The 19,151-nt window shown below is 38.1% G+C and carries 18 protein-coding genes; 5 read left to right on the top strand and 13 right to left on the bottom strand.

Annotated features, from left to right (window positions below; translation table 11 throughout):
• Positions 1–904: 904 nt before the first annotated feature.
• The 8 genes from AB3K24_RS00090 to AB3K24_RS00055 all read right to left on the bottom strand — a co-directional run bounded on the left by AB3K24_RS00090 (position 905) and on the right by AB3K24_RS00055 (position 8,081).
• Entirely contained in the window at positions 905–1,177 is a 273-nt protein-coding gene (locus tag AB3K24_RS00090) for a type II toxin-antitoxin system RelE family toxin (protein WP_367972996.1), read from the bottom strand.
• A complete protein-coding gene (locus AB3K24_RS00085) occupies positions 1,174–1,389 on the bottom strand; it encodes a DUF6290 family protein (RefSeq protein WP_148606697.1) in 216 nt (71 codons plus the stop codon). The genes AB3K24_RS00090 and AB3K24_RS00085 overlap by 4 nt, the downstream gene beginning before the upstream one ends.
• 174 nt (positions 1,390–1,563) lie before the next feature.
• Entirely contained in the window at positions 1,564–2,958 is a 1,395-nt protein-coding gene (locus tag AB3K24_RS00080; RefSeq protein WP_367972994.1) for a flavocytochrome c, read from the bottom strand.
• 308 nt (positions 2,959–3,266) lie between these two features.
• Entirely contained in the window at positions 3,267–4,448 is a 1,182-nt protein-coding gene (locus tag AB3K24_RS00075; RefSeq protein ID WP_367972992.1) for an ABC transporter permease, read from the bottom strand.
• Positions 4,435–5,124, bottom strand: coding sequence for an ABC transporter ATP-binding protein (locus AB3K24_RS00070; protein ID WP_367972990.1), 690 nt, complete (start codon positions 5,122–5,124; stop codon positions 4,435–4,437). The genes AB3K24_RS00075 and AB3K24_RS00070 overlap by 14 nt, the downstream gene beginning before the upstream one ends.
• Complete coding sequence (locus AB3K24_RS00065) at positions 5,117–6,160, bottom strand: efflux RND transporter periplasmic adaptor subunit (RefSeq protein ID WP_367972988.1); 1,044 nt, start codon at positions 6,158–6,160, stop codon at positions 5,117–5,119. The genes AB3K24_RS00070 and AB3K24_RS00065 overlap by 8 nt, the downstream gene beginning before the upstream one ends.
• Positions 6,161–6,198: 38 nt before the next feature.
• Positions 6,199–6,699 (bottom strand): MFS transporter, encoded by a 501-nt coding sequence (locus tag AB3K24_RS00060; RefSeq protein ID WP_367972986.1) that lies wholly within the window; start codon positions 6,697–6,699, stop codon positions 6,199–6,201.
• A gap of 437 nt (positions 6,700–7,136) precedes the next feature.
• Complete coding sequence (locus tag AB3K24_RS00055; protein WP_367972984.1) at positions 7,137–8,081, bottom strand: DMT family transporter; 945 nt, start codon at positions 8,079–8,081, stop codon at positions 7,137–7,139.
• A gap of 158 nt (positions 8,082–8,239) precedes the next feature.
• Between AB3K24_RS00055 and AB3K24_RS00050 the strand changes: the two genes are divergently transcribed.
• From AB3K24_RS00050 to AB3K24_RS00030, 5 genes are all read left to right on the top strand, one after another.
• Positions 8,240–9,133 (top strand): LysR family transcriptional regulator, encoded by an 894-nt coding sequence (locus AB3K24_RS00050; protein WP_367972982.1) that lies wholly within the window; start codon positions 8,240–8,242, stop codon positions 9,131–9,133.
• 110 nt (positions 9,134–9,243) lie between these two features.
• Entirely contained in the window at positions 9,244–9,594 is a 351-nt protein-coding gene (locus AB3K24_RS00045) for a PadR family transcriptional regulator (protein WP_367972980.1), read from the top strand.
• Complete coding sequence (locus AB3K24_RS00040; RefSeq protein ID WP_367972978.1) at positions 9,591–10,934, top strand: DUF4097 family beta strand repeat-containing protein; 1,344 nt, start codon at positions 9,591–9,593, stop codon at positions 10,932–10,934. Before AB3K24_RS00045 ends, AB3K24_RS00040 begins: the two co-directional genes overlap by 4 nt.
• Before the next feature lie 39 nt (positions 10,935–10,973).
• Positions 10,974–11,117: a hypothetical protein gene (locus AB3K24_RS00035; RefSeq protein ID WP_367972976.1), complete on the top strand. Its 144-nt coding sequence runs from the start codon at positions 10,974–10,976 to the stop codon at positions 11,115–11,117.
• Between the two features lie 63 nt (positions 11,118–11,180).
• Positions 11,181–11,444: a PspC domain-containing protein gene (locus AB3K24_RS00030; RefSeq protein WP_367972974.1), complete on the top strand. Its 264-nt coding sequence runs from the start codon at positions 11,181–11,183 to the stop codon at positions 11,442–11,444.
• A 191-nt stretch (positions 11,445–11,635) separates the two neighbouring features.
• Here AB3K24_RS00030 and gyrA read toward each other — a convergent pair whose 3' ends face one another.
• From gyrA to dnaN, 5 genes are all read right to left on the bottom strand, one after another.
• A complete protein-coding gene (gene gyrA, locus AB3K24_RS00025; RefSeq protein WP_367972972.1) occupies positions 11,636–14,191 on the bottom strand; it encodes a DNA gyrase subunit A in 2,556 nt (851 codons plus the stop codon).
• Between the two features lie 101 nt (positions 14,192–14,292).
• Positions 14,293–16,302, bottom strand: a complete 2,010-nt coding sequence (gyrB, locus tag AB3K24_RS00020) for a DNA topoisomerase (ATP-hydrolyzing) subunit B (RefSeq protein ID WP_367972970.1) — start codon at positions 16,300–16,302, stop codon at positions 14,293–14,295.
• 25 nt (positions 16,303–16,327) lie between these two features.
• Positions 16,328–17,455 (bottom strand): DNA replication/repair protein RecF, encoded by a 1,128-nt coding sequence (gene recF / locus AB3K24_RS00015; RefSeq protein WP_367972968.1) that lies wholly within the window; start codon positions 17,453–17,455, stop codon positions 16,328–16,330.
• Positions 17,437–17,898: a S4 domain-containing protein YaaA gene (gene yaaA, locus AB3K24_RS00010; protein ID WP_367972966.1), complete on the bottom strand. Its 462-nt coding sequence runs from the start codon at positions 17,896–17,898 to the stop codon at positions 17,437–17,439. Before yaaA ends, recF begins: the two co-directional genes overlap by 19 nt.
• 140 nt (positions 17,899–18,038) lie before the next feature.
• Positions 18,039–19,151, bottom strand: a 1,113-nt coding sequence (gene dnaN / locus AB3K24_RS00005) for a DNA polymerase III subunit beta (RefSeq protein ID WP_367972964.1), incomplete at its 5' end; no start/stop codon positions are given.

The following is a 19,151-nucleotide window of genomic DNA, read 5'->3' as shown; positions in this document are numbered from 1 at the left end:
TTTCAAATTACCTGACTATCTTATTTATGGCAGGTGTGTTCCTGATATTGCTATTCTCACCTGCTACAATGATGACAACCATACTATCAATCATTTGGTTTGTCGTTCTGTTTACAATTAGTCTGTATAAAGTACCTGTACGGTGATAGCATAAAGTCTTACAACGCAAAATTACTTACTCTGATGGGGTTTACTATACCGAGCCTGATCAGCAACGAGGAGTCGTCATTTTAACAAACCAACAACTACTGCCTAAACTAAGCGAGCTATAGTGATTATACCGTGGTGCTAAAACTAATACGAAGGGGTCTTCTGAAACGTTTAGCATAGGCCTTTAACTTACAAACTTACCAAATAAGTTTGCTAAAAGTCGTCAAAAAGCTGTATAATTAATATATAATAAAAAGACCCATGCTAGGTACATGAGCCTTTTAAATCACAAACCCGCTGAGGCGTTGGTGGTAGTTTACTTCAAATAAAAATATTTAACGCAAACCCCTAGAACCGGCCAAAGTTAAGGGGTTTTTGTTTGGCTATTTTTTAGCCTTGTCAATCACGGCTATGAGTAGTTCAACTACTTTCGTAGCCAAAACAACTAATGCTGTAACTAAAACAATTACCGTGGTCCAGAAGACCATGTTGGGTGTTATCCTTCCAGATAGCTAAAAGTATTGCTCATTAGCACCACCTCCAGCTATCAGACTCACCAACGCCCTAACTTGCTTGCCTGTATAGTATATCATATGTTTAGTCCCCCAAAAAAGTCTATAATCGTTTGTACAAAAAATCCATGCTTATTAAAGTGAATCCGATAACTTTAATAAGTAGTTTTTATTATGTTCAACTTTTTGGGCTCAGTTCATAGACCAAGCTATTTCTTTTCGTCATCAAAAATTACTTAAGCTTATTTATTTCGGTAAAAATCATCACGTTTACTAGTCTTTAAGACAATAACAACAAATTCGTCATCTACAATATCAGCGATAATTCGGTATTTACCAACGCGATAACGCCATAATGTCCTTAACTCACCTTCTAAGGCTTTACCAAACATTCTGGGATTTTCTATATCACTAATATTCAACTCTAACCAATTATATATACGCTTTTGTACTGGTTTATCTAACTTACTAAATTGTTTGGCTGCTTTACTATCAAATTTCCAGCTATACTTCATAGACCTAGTTTTGCCTTGATTTCTTCTGCTGAAACATATTCACGATTTTCAGAATTAATCACTTTCATTGCGTCAGCATAGTCTTCATCATCTTGACGTGCTTCTTCGATCAAATCAGCTATTAAGCCAGTAACACTCATACCTTTAAAATCGGCATATTCCTTAGCCCAAGCCATTGTATCATCTTGTAATCTTACGGTCGTTACGCTCATGATCATTCTCCTTTTATAATAACTACAAGTGTAGTATAACACGTTACTACATTTGTAGTCAATTAAAATTATTGTCCATTTTTTTGCTCTTACCATATTACCTACTTTAACAGTACGATAAAAAATTACATGGCAATCAATGGTTTGTTGCATCATTACTTGAGACAATCGTTTTTATCGTTCTAAGATAAATTTTGCTACTTGCTTACCAGCCTGACGACCGAATACAACTGTTTCAGAAATGGAATTGCCACCTATCCGGTTATCGCCATGTAGACCACCCGTTACTTCACCAGCAGCATATAACCCACGTACTGTGCCACCTGACGCGTTTAAAACTTCAGTCAAGCTATTAATTTTTATCCCACCCATTGTGTAGTGTATAGCCGGTTTAATATGAATTGCGTAATACGTTGGAACAGTAATAGCACGATCCATGCCTGTCTGACGATTAAATTGCGTGTCCTTGGAACGCTCTTGCATTGTATTCCAATCAGCCACTGTTTGTTCTAAATTAGCCCCATTCAGATCTAATTTTTCTGATAATTCAGATAATGTATCCCCTGATACAACTAGATTCATGGCAATATAGAAATCAACTGCTTTAAAGGCTTGTCGAACACCTTCATCAAATATTAATGTTGCACCATTTTGATGCAAATCATTAATAGCTTTTGTCACTGTATCACGTGTAGCCATCTCATTAACAAAACGTTTGCCATTCTGATTAACTAAAATAGCGCCTGCACCACGTAATCCTTCGCCTATCAAATAGACATGGTCCGTTTCTTGTTGCGCTGTCGGATGAACTTGAATTTTGTTCATGTCTACTAATGCACCACCAGCACTGGTTGCTAATTTGATCCCATCGCCAGTCGCTCCAGGATGATTTGTTGTACGTAATTTTAATAATTCAGGTGTATATTGCGATAACATAGCCTGATTTCGCGCAAATCCACCACTAGCAATCAAGACTGCTTTAGCGTTAATAATTTTTTTACCTATTTGAGGATGGTCAATCTCTACCGCAGATATATGATCATTCGTTTTAATCAAAGATAATACCTGTGTGTCATTAAATACAGGTATGTGGTGTGTCATCAACTGTTTTTGCAAACCTGTTACTAAGTAACTTCCAATTGCGGGCGCATCAGCCGGTCGATGTGCCCGTTTTTTTGACATGCCACCAGTTGATATGAGATCATTTAATAAAATATTATGATGAGACAGCCATTCAATTCCGGACTCAGTATGTCTCACAAAATATGACAGCAACTCTTTGTTATTACTGCCTTTGCCACCTTTAAGCATCTCCTCATAAAATAATTCTTGGGAATCAATGACTTGATGATTCAACTGTGTTAAAGTTTCAACAGCATTCATACCAGTTGAAGCACGCATCGAATTGCCACCTAAAACGTCGCGTTTTTCAAAGATGACAACATCTAACCCTAGCTCTTGTGCCTGAATAGCGGCGCACATCCCCGCTGAACCAGAACCAATCACAACAAAATCATATGACTTTTTCAAATCAGCAATGTTCGCGCATTCAAAGTTGAACTTGACCATAGTTGTTCTCTCCATTCTTTCTCAACATCTTAACTAAAATTATTTCTGACAAACAAGTGATTGAATTGCTCATCTAACCATGCAATAGACTACAAACAAACTCATAAGATCATTCTTATCAGTATCTAATACTTCCACCGCGATTTTTTTGTCACTTCTCGGTCAAGTTGAATTTGATACGCATCTTTTCTTTTATCTCTATATATTCACAATATCACAAAACACTCACATTTATGTCAATGTGAGTGTTTTTGTGTGATATTTATCATTGACTTTTTTAACTGATAATCCTATTTTAAAAACACAAACTATCTCAAAATATCAATCAAATTCTTATTACTGGCCGTTTTAGCTGGTAATATACCAAACACTAAGCCAACAATGGTTGATGTGCCAAATGCTAATAAGAATGTCGATAGGGAGACACTAGCCTTAAATGGCAGAAATGCCGAGACACCCATTGCCACACCAAGCCCTGCAAGGTAACCAACCATACCGCCACTCAAAGTTAACATGACAGCTTCTATCAAGAACTGCCATAAAATTTGCTGTTGCGACGCACCTACTGCCATACGAATACCAATTTCTTGCGTACGTTCACTCACAGCAATATACATCATGTTCATCACACCAATACCAGCAATAAATAGTGAGATACTAGCCACGGCAACAATAAAGTATGTGATACCCTTAAGTACTGCACTAACGCCCTTCAACATGGCAGCCATATCATAAAACTGATAAGCTCCCGCGTTATGTTGCGAACCACTACTGTTCAATTGGTCCGCAATTTTTTGCGTTTCTTTTGATACATTAGCACCAGCAACAAATGTTAATTTCAATGTGTTTGCAGAAATGTCAGCATTGTTTGCCTCAAACACTTGGCGTGGTACAACGACATCATAATTATTATAACTACCACGCATGGCATCATTACTAATGATACCAACAATTGTGTATGTCGTCCCATTTAATTCAATACCAGCATTCAAAGCATTCTTTGCACTTTGGTAACCTCTTTTAGCCATGGATTGACTCACTAATGCTACTGGATTGTTAACCAGGCTATCTCTTTTGCTAATCCCATGCCCTGAAATTAAATGATCATGATTAGCACTTTGACTCAAATAAACAACTGGCGATATTTTTTTACCGTTGACTAACCCTTCAGTTGATAAAATACCATGATCATCTGATTGCACACTAGCATGACTGACTTTATTATTTTCACGTATGCGGTTCAAATCATCATCGCTAAAACCAGTTACTTTGCTCTCATCTTTTGGTGCGAAAGTAATTTCAGTCGACTGTTGACCACTGCTACTAGCTTGCAAATTTTTCATCATCGCCACACGTGCACCATCTCCTAGCGCCAAAATAGTGATCACAGAAGCAATACCAATAATAATACCAATCATAGTCAATATACTACGCCGTTTGTTCGACAATAGTGATCGAAAAGCACTCACAAATAATTCACGTATTTGCATGTTGCACCTCCTCATCACTTTGTATTCGGCCATCTAGTATTTTGATCAATCGATTTGTTTCACGTGCAACATTTTCATCATGGGTGACCATAATAACCGTTGTGCCATTATCATTCAAAGCTTTAAACAATGCAATGATTTCTGAAGAAGTCACTGAATCTAGCGCACCGGTTGGTTCATCTGCTACTAAAAATTTAGGCTTTGTCACAATCGACCGAGCAATTGCGACACGTTGCTGTTGCCCACCAGAAAGATTTTTTGGTAGTTTGTGATAACTACCAGGTAACCCTACTTGTGACAAGACTTCATTGACACGCGCAACAATATCTCGTCGCTTCATACCGGCATACAATAACGGTAAACCAACGTTTTCACCAACACTTTGGTTTGTAATAAGCTTAAAATTTTGAAATATAAACCCGACCGATTGATTACGCAACTGTGCATGTTGCTTGCGATTCAGTTCACTCACAACCACATCATTAAATGTATAACCACCCTCAAAATGTTGGTCCAAAAAGCCAATAATATTAATTAACGTTGACTTACCCGAACCAGACGGCCCCATAATCGCGACAAATTCACCAGCTTGAATGCGCAAATTAATGTCATGTAATACTTGATAATTATCATTACCTTGACGATAACTTTTACTAATCGCTGATAAATTAATCATTGATCTTCTCACCATTTTTTAAATGACTATCTGGATTCAGGACAACCTTCTCATCCGTAGCGACACCTGACTTGACGATATAACTTGCCCCTGTCTTAGTAACATCAGCATTAATCCGACTAGCTTTACCATCAATTACTTTATAGAGACTACCTTTATAAACAGCAGTACTTGGCACCTTGAGATCATTTTGTGGCACTTTCACTTTCACACTTTGTCCGTATAAAAAGTTTTCGTTCACATGCGCAGAAAATGGATAGTAGGTGGTCCCTTTACTTTGTTCTGCAGGAATTTGTTCAATTTTATCAATGTCTGTTGTTTGGTTCGGTGTCCCATCAATGCCACTCACAGTAACTTTATCACCACTGTGAACTTTATTATAATCGTACTCTGACACAGTTGCCTGTAACATTTTTTCGGTCGTGTTCATTGTTAAAGCAGGCAAACCATCTTTTGTATTATTATCAACTGAAACAATACCATCAAAAGGTGCTGTCACATTCACATTGAGCTTATTTTGTAACTCAACTAGCTTATTTTGCGCATCTTGCGCGTCTGCGTTAGCATCAGTAACGGCTTGTTGTGCTTGCGTCACGCCATCTTTTAGTGCAGATTTAGCTTCTGGATCTGCTTGATTGTAACTTTGTTGTGCACTTTTTAATGTACTTGCAGCGCTGTTAACCGCACGATTTGATTTAACAATCATATCGTTTTGATTATCGATTGCTTCTTGCATATCCGTATTCGTTACCGTTAATAAAATGTCACCACTTTTAACAGTTTGACCATTATTAACATTAATTTGTTGTAACTTGCCAGTTGGTATATTCAATGTTTGTGTTTTACTAGCAACTACTTTACCTGACATTGATAAGGCAGGTGAGGTGGTTACCGTGTAGGATTGATAACCTGCTTTTACGGTTGCATCTGATTTGTGTGTCATTTTATGATACGTTGTCACCCCAGTAACTGCTAATAAACCAACAGCTACAACGCTAATCGTGACAATTAATGCTACTTTAGTACGTCGTTTCATACTACTCCCCCCTCAATACTTGTGAATTCAGTTTGTTATTATTTCATCAACATAGGTAACGCACTAAATACAGCGGTCAATATAACCATAATTACAATATAAATGATTTGTGTGCGTTTTGTGATAATCTTTTCTTGACGTAAAATTAATGTGTAAAGCACTGCATTAATCACACCGCTAATAATTGCAGCAACTGTGTTTCCTGCCTTGTATAAGCTCAATACAGTCACTAAAAAGATATTTACAATAGCAAATGGTAGCTGACTAGCAGCTGTCGCATACCATGATGTTAAGAACGAAACAGATTGCTTTTCTTCTTGTCCAAGCTGTGACAACCAAATAAATAATTTATTAAACAATGCGCCAACAATTACACTGACAATACCAGCCACAACTGTTGAGATCATCATGAATTGTGATGCTTTTCCGTCGATTTTAACCCCATTAACTTCTGTCATACTAAGAGTCGTCATGACCCCAATACCCATAATCACTAATGTTGCTACAATAGCAATCATAACTTTGTTCTTCTTACTCATTTCCTTTTCTCCTTTGTAATGCGTTCGTCAAAAAACCAATAGTAATATTATATCAATGTTTGCTATAAATTTATACCCAAAGTGGCTCCAAAGACGAGATATTGTGATTTTATATGCAAAATTTAAGTATATTTTAAATAATTCTGATTTAATGGCATGAACAGTTCTGTCTATTTGATATAAAATTCACAATATAAGTACTATTTTATGATAAAACAGCGATTGGAAAGTAACCGTATGACCTCATTTCTTTTCCTTATAACTATAAGCGGGTTATTAACATTATTAACCGGCGGTTATATATTTTTTCCCCAAGCGAACTAGCTAATAATGCTATTTTTTTCATTATTAATTAGTGTCATCTTATCTGGCTCTGCTATTGCTGACATTATTCAAAAAATGCCACAACTTATGAATGAAGTTGTGGCATTTTCTATTTAATTTTTGACTATATTTAACTTCTTATGTGCAACATACCGATTATAAATATTATTCCCAACCAGCGCACTAATTGTGATCACACATCCAACAATTTCAAAAGCTGAGACCTTATAGCCATTGATAATTGTGATAACAAACGCCACAATGGGTACTAAATTCATAAATAAAATACCGTTTATAGGACCAATCACACGATTTCCCATATTCCAAGCAAATACTGCTATAACCCCGGCTAACGTAATCATATAGACCAACGCATTTTTAACACCGCTCACTTGTGTCATTGTTGGTACTTTTAGCCAACCTGCTGCTGTCGCCACAACCAATACAACAATCACTGAACAAACACCTAAAATTGCGGTTAAGGTCGAGTACCGTAAAATCGACCACTCTGGGAAATCCGCACCACCAGCAGTGTAGATCACCCAGCATAAAGCGCCAAGTAAGATAAATACGACTGCTAACAGCGTATTATGTCCCGATATTAAGACACTAATATGCCCTTTAGTCACAACCATAAACACGCCAATTGCTGCGATAACCATTGAAATAAGTGATGCTACAGTTGGCTTTGCACCACGATATACCCACCCTACTAAAACACCCAACAGTGGTTGAATAGCCATCATGACAGAGGCAATAATGGAACCAGATTGTCCCGCAAGCTGTTGTCCTAAGAACACAAGAAAACTAAATCCTGCAAAGGCCGCTGTCCCAAACACCCAAAGTTTAATGGCATACCCTTCTGTTTTGAATGCTTTGGGACCTTCCACAATAACCAGAATAATTGCAAAAATGAAAGCAACACTCCCATAACGTAATAATGTAAAATAAAATGGATCCATAATTTTTAATGCTGGTGCCATGACTGGAAACATACCACCCCAAGACAATACTGCTATTAAACACAAAATTAAGCCATACACATATTTCTTAGACATATTTTAAACCCTCCTAGGTTTGATTATTAAGATTGCTTTCATCTCGACAACCTTGTTAAAAGTTTATCATTGTCCCTTGCAAAGCGGAATTAATGATTTATAATAAGAGGTTATAACGTTATTGCATATGTTGGTAGCGTTTTATCAAAGGGGAACTCATGGTAACTGATACTTCTTTTAATATAGAATTGTTGTATGTTTTAGTGGCTGTCACTGATGCTCACAGTATCAATAAAAGTAGTGACACTTTAATGATGACGCAACCAGCTATTAGTAAAAAAATTAAGCAACTCGAAACCTATTATGGCAAACGACTCTTTTTGCGAAGTGCTCAAGGTATGACTTTAACTTTGGCCGGACAAAATCTCTATTTAGAAGCCAAAAAATTAATCCAACAATTCGAAAACATGCATGACATGATGACTGAATCTCAAGTGTTCCTAGCTGATTTAAAATTGGGTTCTTTAGATAGTATTGCTTCCAATATGTATCCCAATTTTTTTAGTCACTATTTATCTGACCTAAAAGAAGTCATCTTGACTAATAAAATTTATGAACTCATTACACCATTTAATTCAGGTCAATTAGATGCTATTTTAATTGACCACGAATTTAGTAAAGAATTTATCGGTAAATTCGAAGAAAGGCAGTTATTTGAAGAACCGTATTATTTAGTCTATTCACAAAAAAATAAGGATCTAGCCAGCCTAAATAGGCCGACACTCGATGCGACTGACCTGAATCACCTAAAATTACTTATGTACCCAAAATACTGTCCTATTCATCAGAGAATAAGCCAAATATACCAGATAAACAATAAATATTTGCCTGATATGATTGAAATAGATTATAGTGAATCTACGATCGCTATGGTTGCAAATTCTGATTATGTGACGATTCTACCCAAATCAGTCGCCGTTAATAAAGTAACTCAAGATCCGACACGCTTAGCAATGAAACAGCTGGCCGAACCTTTTACCAGAACTGTCTCCCTGTTTACACGTGACAAGGCCACGTGTCAATTAATCCATGATAGGTTAATCAAATCCTAACGTCAAAGTCATCTTTTTGGGTGGCTTTTTTTATATCACAAAACAAATTACTTTGACAACCACAGTAATTTGTTTTATGATATAGTTAGAATCCATAGAAAGGTGATAAAATGGCTATTTCTAAAGATCTTATTCGTGGGCATACTGACACGATTATATTAAATATCCTTAACCAAGGTGATTCCTATGGCTATCAAGTGTCTAAATCTATTCGTCTTTTAAGCCATCAACAATACGAACTGAATGAAGCCACGCTGTACACTGCTTTTCGTCGTTTAGAAAAAGGTGGCGCTATCGCAAGTTATTGGGGTGACGAAACACAAGGCGCACGTCGAAAATATTACAAAATCACGTCGTCTGGTCAGCAACATCTGATGACTGCTTTACAGGAATGGGAATTTGCTAAGGACGTTATCAGCAACTTAATTACAGGCAATCTAAATGAAGGAGCATCATTATGACATCAATCGAAATGGAAATACGGACACGTTTGGACGTTATTTTCTCAAAATACACGCCAAACACACAACTCACTGAGTTTAAAGAAGAACTTGTCACCGATTTGATGGAAGCCTACCAAGATTTTGCTAAACAAGACAAATCTCACGATGAGGCACTTGATGATGCATTTTCACAACTGGGTGATATTGATATTGTCCTGCGTGATTTAAGCCAGACAACCAAAACAGATGGTAAAAACCCTGATGACGAATCAAAAAAAGCGCCCTTTATTGATATTTCAGATGATGGCTTCCATGTTGGTAACTTACATATTGACGGTCGTGGCGTTCGTTTAGGTGATGACATTGTGATTGATGGTAAGCATGACAAAGTGCAATTTGGTGATTGGTTACATGTCGATCATGATGGCGCGCGGGTTGGCAAAAAATATTACAAGTTCGATGATGACAGTACTATGAATCAAGCACACTTTGATGAAGACGAGAAAAATGCTTCTGCGCCAACTTGGGCTGCTGCTCATCATAATGCCCAAATTCCTATCAGTGATAAACAATTCGTGTTTGATTATAGAGATGCCATTGTTAATTTTTATACCAATGATAAGACAGACCTCATAACCGTCGACGAATACTTTAATCGCGACAATGCCCGTTATTTTGCTCATATTGAAGAAAATGATGAGCGTGTCTTAATATCACAAGGTGATCATCCCCTGTTGTTTCATGTGCGCACTTTAATTAATATTGGTTTCCCAAAAAACTTTGACACTGGCTATATAACAAGCATTAACCATAGTGGCCGTGTCACTGCTAAAAATTTAACACTCGGTACGTTTGACCTAGTTATTCACTCTGGTAGCTTTAACGGACAACAAATTAAAGCTAAAAATGCCACTTGGGAGATACATACAGGCGCCGTAAAAGCCGACAAACTCACTTTTGAAAAAGCAGAAATATTTTCTAAATCTGGTAGCGTCAAGCTTAAAAATACCACGATTTCTCACGCAAAAATTAGTGCGACGTCTGGATCCGTTCAAGTTGACAATTTTGTTGGTGGCGGACAATTCAGCGCAAATTCTGGTCCCTTGCGTTTACGCATAACTGAGTTAACTGATGATCTGAAATTACACGCCCATTCTAGTTCAATTCGTGTTACCGCACCAACAACACAGAATTTTAATTTTGACCTATCTTCTAATAATGGTATGGTTACGATTGAGCGTGATGCAACGATTCATTTTGACAAAAATACGACAAGCTATAAACGTGGATTTTACGGCACTAACCCTAAATTTACAATTGATGCTAACGTCAATTCTGGTACAATTAAAGTGTATTAGATTGATTAAGTTTATGACACACAACCGAAAGGAATTCATATGTCCATGAAAGAATACTATCATCATAGCCACTCGTCACATGGTATCCAGGCGTATGGCGTTGGTCTCATGCTTGCTGCTGGTATTGAATTTGCAACATCGCATGACTGGTTTTCAACACTTTGGCATGCACTTCTCAGCTAGATTTCAGTTGGCTACTACATTGCCGACACACTACAACACATCATTAAGTAAGGAGTATTAATCATGACAAAAAAGAAAGCATTTACACGTTCACGTAACAATCGCATGATTGCTGGTGTTATGGGGGGCATAGCTGATTATTTTGGTTGGAATGTAACTTGGTTACGTATTATATTCGTGCTGGTTTCATTTTTCTCCGTAGCATTTCCCGGCATTTTAGTTTATATTCTAGCTTGGATTATCATGCCTGATGCACCAAAAAAAACGCACTACTATTCAACAGATTCACGTAAAGATGTTACCCCAGATAATGACAACCGCCCTTAATTTATAAGCAATATTGCACACCTTCTCGTATCATATAATATCATGAAAATTAAGGAGACGTGCTATGCTGGACTACCTTGCATCCCTTTTTACTAATAAAAAAGGCCGATCATAATAAAAACCCGATGACTATATTAGTCATCGGGTTTTTATTATATATCGGCAATTAACTATCAACTTGCTCATGCATATTAATCCTCTGGTTTGTCATCAGATTCTGTACGATCTAATAACGCTGTTACTTGTTCAATTTGTTGCTTATCCAAAGGTGTTTCACGTGAAACTTCTGTTGTTTCATCATCAGCAAGTATTTCTTCGTGCTCGACTTTAGCTAATGTTGCTACTTTAGCACCATCTTCAAGACGAATTAAACGTACACCTAATGTCGCACGCCCAGTTTGACTGACAGATGCTGCGGTAAATCGAATCATCACACCTTGTGTTGTGGTAACCATGATATCTTCATCACCATGAATGATAGTCATTCCGGCTAAGGTACCATTTTTTTCAGTGATATTGGCTGTTTTAATCCCTTTACCACCGCGGCCCTTGATTGGATATTCAGTGACCGGTGTCTGCTTACCGTAACCTTTTTCTGTGATGACCAAAACATTATCGTTTAAGCTCACAACATCTGATCCAATAACCAAATCACCCTCACGTAATCGAATACCACGAACACCAGCTGCAGCACGACCCATGATACGGACATCTTCTTCAGTAAATCTGACAGAATAACCATCTTTGGTAGCAATCAGAATACTTTGCGTACCATCGGTAATTTGAACAGATAATACTTCATCATCGTCACGTAATGTTAGTGCTTTCAAACCATTCGTACGAATATTTGAAAATTCACTCACAGCTGTTCGCTTGACAACACCGAGACGTGTAACAAAGAACAAATAGGCTTTGCTTTCACCAGCTTCACCACGTACATTAATAACTGTTTGTATTTTTTCGTCACCTTCAAATTTAAGTAGGTTAACAACTGGAATACCCTTAGCCTGGCGACCATATTCAGGTACTTCATAACCCTTCATTCGGTAAACTTTACCTTTGTTTGTGAAGAATAACAAGGTGTCATGCGTTGATGTGGCAACCATTTGATCAACAAAGTCCTCATCATTGACGTTGATACCTTGCACACCACGCCCACCACGATTTTGTGCTTTAAATTCCGCTTGTGGTACTCGCTTAATATAACCTTTACGCGTCAAAGTAATAATGACATCTTCTTCTTCGATTAAATCTTCATCTTCCAAATTGGTCACATCGCCGACTTGTAATTCAGTCCGACGCGCATCCCCAAACTTTGTTTGAATTTCTAATAGTTCATCATAAATTATTTGGTCAACACGTTCTTCATGCGCCAAAATATCTTTCAAATCCGTAATTAAAGTGACTAATTTTTGATACTCGTCTTCAATTTTATCACGTTCTAAACCAGTCAGACGCACTAATCGCATATCTAGAATGGCTTGTGCTTGCTTATCAGACAGTGAATACCCATCAATCAAGCGTGTTTTAGCTTCTTCTGACGTTGCTGATGAACGAATAATACTGATAATTTCATCAATATGATCCAAGGCAATGCGTAATCCTTCAAGGATATGTGCGCGTGCTTGTGCTTTTTGTAAATCAAAAGCTGTACGGCGGCGAATAACTTCACGTTGATGAATCAAATAAGCGACTAAGATTTCTTTGAGGCTCATTGTTTGTGGTTTACCACCATTGATTGCCAACATATTGAAACTGAAGTTTGTTTGTAGCAGTGTCTCTTTATACAAATTGTTTATAATAACACTAGCAGATGCATCACGTCTCACATCTATTGAAACACGTAACCCATCACGATCAGACTCATCACGAATGCCTGTGATACCTTCAATGCGCTTGTCACGAGCTAATTCTGAGATACGCTCTATCAAACGCGCCTTGTTAACAGCATAAGGCAATTCTGTGACAATGATTTGTTCCTTACCTGTTTTTGTTTGTTCAATATCTACTTTTGCGCGAACAGTAACTCGTCCACGACCAGTTTCATAAGCACGTCGAATACCTGATTTTCCCATCACAATCCCACCTGTTGGGAAGTCTGGTCCAGGAAGTGCTTCCATTAGGTCCATGGTTGTCGCTTCAGGATTGTTCATCAAAATATGAAGCGCCGAAATAACTTCGGCCAAGTTATGCGTTGGAATATTTGTTGCCATGCCAACCGCAATCCCAGTCGCACCGTTAACTAACAAGTTAGGGAAACGTGCTGGTAGTACTTCTGGTTCACGTTCTTCACCATCATAGTTGGGTATAAAATTAACTGTATCCTTGTTTAAGTCGCGTACCATTTCCATGGCAACCTTTGACAAACGCGCCTCAGTATAACGCATAGCGGCAGCACTATCACCATCGACAGAACCAAAGTTACCATGACCATCAACTAGCATATGACGATATGAAAAAGGTTGAGCCATACGGACCATTGATTCATAAATAGCTGAATCACCGTGCGGATGGTACTTTCCCATGACATCCCCAACAATACGTGCTGATTTTTTATGTGGTTTATCTGGCGTATTACCTTGCTCAATCATTGAGTATAAAATACGACGATGAACCGGCTTCATGCCATCACGAACATCAGGCAATGCACGCGCGACAATAACAGACATAGCGTATGACAAAAATGATGTTTTCATTTGTTCTGACAAATTCGCGTTATGAATGCGCGAGTCATTTTGTTCAGACATTTTTTACTCCTTATAACGTTATTCTGAAGTTATGTACTGCCAATTGGCAGTTTCGCATGCTTTTTGCGCCACGCCTCATATTAGGCCAGACGCACACTCTTTTAAATATCTAAGTTTTCTACGAACACAGCGTTTTCTTCGATAAATTCACGACGCGGTGCGACGTCATCACCCATTAGCATGTCAAAAACACTATCAGCTGCCTCAGCATCTGAGGGATCAACACGTAATAATCGTCGGTTTATTGGATCCATGGTCGTATCAGCAAGCTGATCAAAGTCCATTTCACCTAATCCCTTATAACGTTGCACTTTTGGCTTGATATTTGATGGCAATTGCGCCAAGTATGTTTCAAGTTCTTCATCAGTATCCAAATATTCACGCGTTTTGGAGTTTCCCAATGCCACACCATACAAAGGTGGCTGAGCAATATAAATATACCCTGCATCAACAAGTGGTCGCATATAACGATAGAAGAGCGTCAACAATAACGTACGAATATGTGCCCCATCGACATCGGCATCAGTCATGATAATAACTTTATGATAATTCGCCTTTTCAACGTTGAAATCATTCCCGAATCCTGTTCCCATTGCAGTGAACAGTGACCGAATTTCTTCATTACCTAACACACGGTCCAAGGTCGCCTTTTCAACGTTCAAAATTTTACCACGAATTGGTAAAATGGCTTGTGTCACACGATTACGTCCTTGTTTAGCAGAACCACCGGCAGAATCTCCCTCAACAATAAACAATTCTGACAGCGCTGGATCATTTGACGTGTTATCTGCTAATTTACCAGGTAAATTACCAATTTCTAAGCCAGACTGTTTACGTGTCATTTCACGCGCACGTTTAGCAGCTAAACGCGCTTTTTGCGCCAAGAGACCCTTGTCGACAATTTGCTTGGCAACTATTGGGTTTTCCATCATAAAGCGACTAAAAGTCTCTGAAAACATGCGATCTGTCGCTTGACGGGCATCTGAGTTACCCAATTTTGTTTTAGTTTGACCTTCGAACTGTGGATCTGGATGCTTGATTGATACAATCGCTGTCACACCTTCACGTACATCTTCTCCGGTTAAACTCTCAGCAGCGTCCTTCATTTGCCCATTTTTACGTGCATAATCATTAATAACACGCGTCAAAGCTGTCTTAAAGCCTGTTTCGTGCGTGCCACCTTCATAGGTATTAATATTGTTTGCAAAAGTACGCAAACTGTCTTTAATATCCGTTGTGTACTGCAACGCCGCTTCCACAACAATACCATTTTCTTCACCTTCAACATAAACAGGCTCAGGAAAAATAACTGATTTTTCAGAATTTAAGTATTCAACGTACTCTTTTATTCCACCTTCAAAATGGAAACTCTCTACTACAGGTGTCTCCAACCGATTATCTGTAATAGAAATACGCAAGCCTTTATTCAAAAATGCCAATTCACGTACACGTGTCAACAAGGTATTGTAATTAAACGTTGTTGTTTCACGGAATATATCGCCATCAGGATTAAAATGGACGATTGTGCCACGATCAATTGTGGGTTTTTCATCCAATTTAACAATGCTTGTGCTTACACGCCCTAATTTGAAGTCCATGTAATAAACTTGATTATCACGTATAACTCTAACATCTAGATTCGTTGATAAGGCATTAACGACTGACGCGCCAACACCGTGTAAGCCACCAGAAACTTTATAACCACCGCCGCCAAATTTACCACCAGCATGTAATACAGTAAAGACTGTTTCAAGCGCAGATTTTCCCGTCTTAGTTTGGATATCCACTGGAATGCCACGACCATCATCAGTCACCGTAATCGAATTATCTTTTTCAATTGTCACCGTAATATGTGAGGCAAAGCCAGCTAAGGCTTCATCAATTCCATTGTCGACAATTTCCCATACTAAATGATGCAAACCTTGTGCAGTCGTTGTGCCAATATACATGCCAGGACGCTTACGCACAGCTTCTAAGCCTTCCAAAACTTGAATCTGATCTGCGTTATAGTCTCCCGCACTTGCATTTACCGTACTTGCCTGACGAATTTCAGCGTCATCAGTTACAATACCATCTATATTTTCTAATTCATTATTTATTTCTTCAGACATATTAAATCCTTTATGTACTTGCTAATTACTCAGCTTGTTCTTCTAACATAATCTCACCTTGTTGCACGTGAAACACTTTAGGTGCATGAATTAATTGCCGGGCAACATCACTTAATGTTGGTGCCGTAATGAACGTTTGAACCTTGTCTTGAATCGCTAACAAAAGGTGTGTTTGTCGGTTAGCATCGAGCTCACTTAAAACATCATCGAGTAGCAAAATAGGATATTCACCCGTTTCTTGTTGCATGAGATCTATTTCAGCTAATTTAATCGCAAGCGCGGTTGTTCTTTGCTGCCCTTGTGATCCAAAAACAGCCACATCTTTATCATTAACAATGAACTGTATATCGTCTCGATGCGGACCAACGACTGTTGATCCTTGCATAATTTCACGTGATTGTTGCTTTTTTAAAGCTTGTTCAAAAATGGCTTTAACTGTTGCTAAATCTGCGTCTTTTTCAAAATCAATCCCTGTTTGATACTTCAACGTTAGTGTTTCTCGCTGATTTGAAATTTCAGCATGAATAGGTTGCGCAGCAACTTCCAATCTTTTTAAAAAGGCTTGGCGCGCCAAAAGAACTTGCGCCCCAACGTCAACTAATTGTTCTGTCAAAACATCCAAAAAAATGGTGTCTTTTGTTTGTTTCATTTGCAAGCGCTTTAAGTACGCATTGCGATCTTTTAATATGCGGCGATATTGCGTTGTATTGTACAAATATAAGGGATTCATTTGCCCAAATTCCATATCAATGAACCGCCGTCGCACACTTGGTGCACCTTTAACTAATTCTAAGTCTTCAGGTGCAAATAGAATAACATTTAATTGGCCAATATATTGTGATAATTTGGACTGTTCCAAATGATTCACACGCGCTTTTTTGCCTTTATTCGAAAAATGCAAAGATAACGGTGTATCACTAATATTTTTCTTAACACGGCCACTAATTGTTGCTTCTTTTTCCTGCCAACGAATTAAATCTTTATCACTACTTGTTCGATGTGAGCGTGCCAGAGCTAAAACGTAAATACTTTCTAATAAATTCGTCTTGCCTTGTGCATTTTCACCCAAAAAAACATTCACACCATCACTAAAATCTAGCGCCAGGTCCGTATAGTTACGGTAATTAACAAGTCTTAGCGATTGGAGTTCCAAGAACCAGGTCCTTTTGGTCCCGCACCACGACCACCTTGATTAGGACGACCAAACCCACCTGCACGTGTGCCATTTTTCTTACGTAATTCAGCAAAACGTGCTTCTTTACGTTCTTTAGCAACGGCAGCTTTTTGTGCTTTAATCCGGTCATTGAGAACAGTCTTTTTGGCAGCAGCAGCACGTTCAGCTTTCTCTTCTTGTGCTGCTGCAATCATTTCATCAGCATTTTCTGCTAATGAAATGACATATTTTTCACCGGCCACAGTAATCTCATCGTGATTATATAGTTTTTTACCACGTCGATTTTCGGCCTCGCCATTTAACAAGACTGGCGAATCCATTAAATAGTACTTTGCCTGGCCCCCAGAAGAAATAATATTCTCTTCTTTGAGTAATTGTGTGAGTGTTATGTATTCAGTTGTGATTTTTATATTTTTCGTCATATTAGTTACCTTTGTATTATACCATTTTTTTACAGCTTATTCTTAAAAAAACAGCCTAAAATCGTTTTTAAGCGATTTTAGGCTGTTTTAGGGATAAATGTTTGTTTGTTATCAACTTTATTTAGAACGCCTGTCAGGAATTAAAACGTGCGAACAGGTGTAATCAGCTGTAACTGTTTGTTATCTGTTTCCCCAGCTGGTGTCAATGTAAATGGTCGCAAGTTACTTGTAAACTTGACATCAACAGCTTTGCCACTAAACACACGTAAGGCATCACGAACGTAATCTGGATTAAATGAAATTTCCAAATTTTCGCCTTCAATTGATTTTGTTACTAATTCTTCTTGTACACGACCCACTTCTTGTGATGTCCCAGTTAGTGTCACAACGCCATCTTCAAGTGTCAGTTGCACGACGTTATTTCGGCTTTCATGACTCAATAAACTAGCACGACTAATCGCACCAAGTAAGGCACTTGCTTCAATCGTCAGTTGTGTTGTACTTTCTGTTGGAATCAAGCGATCAGTTTCTGGGTAGTTCCCTTCTAATAAACGTGAATAAAAAGTTGTATTGCCCAAATCAAATACCGCTTGATTTGCTGATAACTTAATTTCAACGCGATCTTGTCCTTCTAACAAACTTTGTAATTCATTGAAAGACTTAGCCGGGATAATCACATCAGCTTTAACTTGGGCATCAGTTCCAGTCAAAGTCACAATACGTTGCGATAAGCGATGTGAGTCTGTTGTGACCGCTTTCACATCATTACCGTTCAAGGCTAAGTGGATACCAGTTAAAATAGGGCGACTTTCTTGGGTTGAAGCAGAAATTTTAGTTTGCGAAATAATATCAACCAATTGTGCTGCCGAAACACTCAAACTTTGCACATCATCTAATTCTGGTAACTGTGGATAGTTGCGCACATCTTGACCGTTAATTGTAAAATCGGATGCACCAGATGTAATACTAGCACGTACCCCATCGACTGATACAGATAGATCATCAGCAGGCAAATTTTTAACAATATTTGAAAAGAAAGTAGCAGACAATGTGATGCCACCTGGTTGTTTAATGACTAATTGCGCACTCGTGTCTGATTGGGCAATACGAGTCTCAATTGAGATATCACTATTAGAACCAGTTAAAATCAATTCTTCTTGTGTTAAAACAATTTTAATATTTGTCAAAATTGGAATTGTTGTCCGTGATGAAATTGCACGCGACACATCATTGAGTGCTTTTATAAAAGCTTG

Origin of the sequence: Leuconostoc aquikimchii (genome assembly GCF_040838325.1) — a bacterium.
GTDB lineage: Bacteria > Bacillota > Bacilli > Lactobacillales > Lactobacillaceae > Leuconostoc > Leuconostoc aquikimchii.
The sequence above is the reverse complement of the archived record's forward strand: the minus strand, read 5'-3'. Positions and strand labels throughout refer to the sequence as shown.